We start from the raw sequence: 4,465 nt of genomic DNA on the forward strand, positions 1-4,465 counted from the left end.
TGGGTTCAGGATGACCAAAGCAAGACGTTTTCTCCTTCTGCTCCTCCTGCATTGGTTGAAGTCTCGGCGTAAATCGTGGTCAAATACGGCACATCGATGGTCAACAGTCCGGTCGCGTGCCTTGGCATGTCTTTCCGTACCCGTCCGTGTCGGTATGGCGTGGCCGAGGGCAAGATTGTAGTCCGTACGTGAATTCGGGGGAGCTTATGAAAGCCCTATCGCCTTCTGTTCATCAACACTTATTGAGCGCGTGTTGTGTCTGGTGCCTCGCGCTCCTGGCACACGCTTCGACGGCATCCGCGGCCATACTTTTTGAAGAGAACTTCGACACGTTGGCTCCTGGGCTTCAGAGCGCGGTAATCGAGCCTGTCGATGCAGCCGTCAAGGGATGGACTCACAATGCCCCCCCGGGTTGGGCCATCGACAACTCCCGGATGGATACGTCCGTAGGCGTGCCCGAGTGGAGCGGCTGGAGTTTTACGACGTTGCCGTTCTGGGTGGCGTGCGCCACCCAGGGCCGGGAACAGTTCACGCGGGCCGAAAACGTGTTCGCCGTTGGGGACTCGGATGAATACGACGACTTGGATGCCCCGCCACCATTTGACAGTACCCTGGCATCGCCTGTCATTCCTATTCCGGCGGGCAAGCCGGTCTATCTGAGCTTTGACACGATATGCCCGCAATTGTCGGACCACACGGTTCACCTGCTGGCTTCGATAGACGGCGGACCAGACCAGCTTATCAAGGATTACCGTTTTCTCAACCTTGGCAATGTCGAAGAAACCGTGAGAGTTCCCGCGCCCAACACGTTGCAGCCGTGGACGCTCGTGCTGAAGTGGCGGTATGCGGGCAAGAACGCCTGGTTCTGGGGCATCGACAATATCCGCGTGAGCGACAGCCCTCCTCCGCCATCTCCTCCGCCCTTCCAACTGGGCGGGGCCGGGGACTGGTGCACGTACCGGCGGGATTGCCGGCGCAGCGGCATCACGTCCGCGGGTGTGAATTTGCCGCTCAACCCGGCCTGGGTTCATACGCCTGCGCACAAGCCAGTCCCGGCATGGCCCGAGCCCGCGAGGGAAGATATCGCTCATCGAATCGCGGCTCTCAGCGCAACGACGGTGTATGACCGGGTCTTTCACGTGGCGGCTTCCGGTGAGAGCATTTTCTACGGCTCGTCCGCCGACGACTCCGTCTACTGCCTCGACGCGGCGACGGGGCGCGTGCTATGGGCGTTCACGACCGAGGGCCCAATCCGTTTGGCTCCGACGGTAACGCAGGGACGCGTCTACGCAGGTTCGGACGACGGCTGTGTTTACTGTCTCGATGCCGCCAGCGGAACGTTGTTGTGGAAGTACCGCGCTGTACCCGAGGACCGGCGCATGCCAGGAAATGGCCGCATGATATCGCGCTGGCCGGTTCGTTCCGGCGTCGCGGTTGATCGCGGCCCTCTGCGGACGAACGGGGAGCCTGAAGAAGCACCCCCGTTGATAGCGTTCTTCTCGGCAGGCCTGTTTCCGGAGGAAGGCGTGTACCTTTGCGCCGTTGACGCGGAATCCGGCGCCGAGGTGTGGAAAGAGAAGATCAGTGCGGCTTCGCAGGGATATATGCTGGCTTCGTCTTCCCAATTGTACCTGCCGACCGGACGGACCGCCCCTGCGGTCTTTGACCGGAACCGCGGGAAAGCACTCGGTAGCTTCGAGGGATTGGGAGGAAACTTCGCGGTGGTGCTCGACGATATGGTTGTAGCTGGCCCCAGCGAAAGCGGCGAACTCCACATCAATACCCCGGTTTTGCGGGAGCGCGTAATCTCGGCGCCCGGAGTTGCCCTAGTCGCCACGCGCGATGTCACGTATTTCCTCAAGCAGGATGGCCTCGTCGCGCTGGATCGAACGCGCTTTCTCGAATTGAGCAAGCATATTGCCACCATTGAACAGATTGAGGAGCGGACTCCGCAGCAGGAGCAGCGCCTGGGCCAACTGCGGGTGGAACGGGCTTCGTGCGAACTGTGGAGCGTGCCGTTGCAAACGGCGTATACGATGATACTGGCAGACGACGTGCTGCTGGTCGGGCACGAGAACCAGGTTGCCGCCCATTCCACAGTCGACGGCGCGCAATTGTGGGCCGGCGAAGTCGAGGGCAAGGCATACGGCCTCGCCGTTGCGCATGGCCGGTTGATAGTCAGCACCGACAAGGGTCAGATCTGGAGCTTCGAGAACGGGCAAAGCGAGCTCCGGCGCGAGAGCGCTTCCGTGGTGCTGCACCCAACCGATGGGAAGAGTTCTCAGCTCGCCGATTGCATCATCGCGCATGGTGGATTCGACCGGGGCTACTGTCTGGTTCTTGGTGGCGACGGCCCATTGCTCTGCGAACTCGCCCAGCGCTCCGGCCTGCGAATCATCGGCGTCGAGCCTGTGCCGGAGCGCGCGGAGACCGCGCGCGCGGAATTACGGAAGGCGGGTCTTAATGGCGCGCGCGTTGCCGTTCATAAAGCTTCCCAGGCTTCTCTCCCGTACCAGGACCAGACGATCAATGTCATCGCGCTCGTCTGTTCGGAAGAGGCGGGTCCGGTTCCCGCCACACCTGCGGCGGAAGTGCTGCGTCTGCTGAGGCCATGCGGAGGCACAGCGCTTGTATGGGGTTCGGACGCGGCTGCACTCGAGGAGTGGGGGAGAGACCTGCCCGACTGGCGTGTGACCGTTGACGCCAACGGGACGTGGGGAATGGCGCGCCGCGGGCCCCTCGAAGGAGCAGGTGAATGGACCCATACCTATGCGGAGCCCGGCAATTCCGCCTCGAGCGGCGACATCCTGGTGGGCGCGCCTCTCGAATTGCAGTGGTTCGGTGCGCCCGGACCCCGCCGCATGATTGACCGGCATTTCCGCAATGTACCGCCGCTGTACAAGGACGGCCGCCTCTTTGTGCCCGGCGACGAAATTGTGTACGTAGTGGATGCATACAACGGAGCCCATTTCTGGCACGTCGAGGTTCCCGGTTCCCGCCGTGCGGGTGTCTTTCTCGACTCGAGCAATATCATGGTCGATGAGACCTGCCTGTATCTCGTGGCCGACGAGGTGTGTCATCGTTTTGACGTCGTCACGGGCCGTGGGATGGCGGCGTTCACCATGCCCGGGCGGCAGAGCGTTGTGCCGCAGGAGTGGGGATATCTTTCACGCAGCGGCAACACGCTGATCGGAAGCGGAAGGCCCAAGGGTACGGGTATCAGCGAGATCACGAATGAGATGCAGATGGACACCCGCCCCCTGTGGTATCCCAACATGCTGGTGGCGCTGAGCGAATGCGTGTTCGCACTCGACCGGACAGACGGTTCTATTCTCTGGACCTACGCCTCCGGCCGGATTCTGGACACGACCTTGACCGTGGGCGATGGCCGCGTCTATTTCGTGGAGACCCAGAACGAGAAACCTCTGGCCGACACGACGGGCCGCCTGTCCATGCTGGACGTCACGGAAGGCGGGCACCAGTTCCTCGTCGCCCTGGATATCGCCACGGGCGAGCCGGTGTACAGGGAACCCGTCGACATGACGAATATCCAGCAGCCGTGCTACCTGAACCTGGCGAAGGGCGTCTTGCTATTAAGCGGCTCCAAGATTGACGGAGGCGAGCATATCCGCGCAAGCGGCACGGCGGCCAAAAGTGCAATCACCGGGAAGGAAATCGTTCACTATTACTACTATGCCTTCGACGCCGGAACGGGCGCTCTGCGCTGGCGGACAGATAATCCGACGGACTTGGCGCCGGACGGCGGACACGGAGAATACAACCGGCACCCGACCCTCATCGGTGACATCGCCTACTTGTGGCCGTTCGCGCACAACATCATAACCGGGGAGCTTGTCGAAGGCTGGGTATTTGACCGGCATGGCCACGGTTGCGGGGGCATTTCGGGCTCGGTAAATGCGCTGTTCTGGCGCGGCAACAATCCGTGGATGCGCGATCTGCGGCCCAATGGAGGCTCCTCGCCTATCAACGTCGTGACGCGGCCCGGATGTTGGATCAACATCATCCCCGCGGGCGGCCTGGTCCTTATTCCCGAGGCCAGTTCCGGCTGCACCTGCGCCTACCCGCTCCAGACTTCACTGGCGTACCGCCCTATGTGACGGTGTTTACAGTAGACGAACTGGGCCGGCTCCGGCGCGGCCGGTCCTTCCCGAAAACCTATCCGGCACGGATTGGCACGTTCACTGAGTGGCATCCTGCGGTAATCCCGAGTTCAACCCGATGTTCTGAATCGTGATATCGCTCGTCTGTTCACCGTTCGAGAGCGTGAATGCTGTTCTACTCATGCTCCATCGTTTTTCTGCTTGGGGAATTGCACAAATTCGTTGGGTGACTTGCAGTGCGTGAATCAGGCGGCGCGGCGGTCTAGAAGTGCCGCGGGTGGCGGTCTAAAAGTGTAGCACCCGCTGCCTCAGTATCCCCGGTTCTGCGGGGGGATTCAAGTGTG

Annotated in this window: 1 protein-coding gene; it reads left to right on the forward strand. The window is 61.6% G+C overall.

Translation table 11 applies throughout. The features are described 5' to 3' along the window. Positions 1-206 precede the first annotated feature (206 nt). Entirely contained in the window at positions 207-4,118 is a 3,912-nt protein-coding gene (locus tag PLJ71_22490; GenBank protein ID HQM51457.1) for a PQQ-binding-like beta-propeller repeat protein, read from the forward strand. Positions 4,119-4,465 lie beyond the last annotated feature (347 nt).

This window comes from Candidatus Hydrogenedentota bacterium (assembly GCA_035416745.1).
GTDB lineage: Bacteria > Hydrogenedentota > Hydrogenedentia > Hydrogenedentales > SLHB01 > UBA2224.